Origin of the sequence: Helicobacter apodemus, from assembly GCF_000765745.2 — a bacterium.
Lineage (GTDB): Bacteria > Campylobacterota > Campylobacteria > Campylobacterales > Helicobacteraceae > Helicobacter_D > Helicobacter_D apodemus.
Genome location: NZ_JRPC02000109.1, coordinates 1 through 609 on the forward strand (window position 1 = coordinate 1; position 609 = coordinate 609).

Below are 609 nucleotides of genomic sequence, written 5' to 3' on the forward strand. Positions count from 1 at the left end.
GATTCCATTATTTCCTCCCTCTATTCTAGCTCCTCCTGATATGTTAATATCTCCACTAAGGTTGGCACCGTTTCTAATTGAGATTCCATTAAGTCCTCCCTCTATTCTAGCTCCATCTTTAATGGTAATTTTTTGGGTTTTTGCTCTATCACCTAAGAAAATACCATTTTGACCCCCACTAATCTTAGTATTAGCTCCACTAATTTCAAGTTCTCCTAGAGTTTGGTCTATTCCTACTAAAATACCTGAAAATCTTCCATGCACTACAGCTCCATCTTGCATAGAGAGTTTTTCAGCTTTACCACCAAGTATCGTAATACCAAAAGTTTGTGAATTTATCGTTCCTGTATTGATAATAGTTGCAATGGTTCCTCCACCTTGTATCAAGATACCTGCATCTGCTGTTGAAGAACTATTAGAAATAATATTTCCCTTATTAATAAGGGTTTCAATAGTTCCTTTTCTAACATTTAGACCACTTTTTTTACCATTTATAGTGCCTGTATTAGTGAGGGTTTGAATATTTGCACTATCTACATGTATGCCATTCCCAAAACCCTCTATCGTCCCCTTATTCTCAAAGTTCTCTATCGTAGCTTTACTACCTAC

At 36.1% G+C, this 609-nt stretch carries 1 pseudogene; it reads right to left on the reverse strand.

Annotated features, from left to right (window positions below):
- Positions 1-609, reverse strand: a pseudogene (locus LS72_RS11155) (autotransporter outer membrane beta-barrel domain-containing protein); the annotation flags it as partial.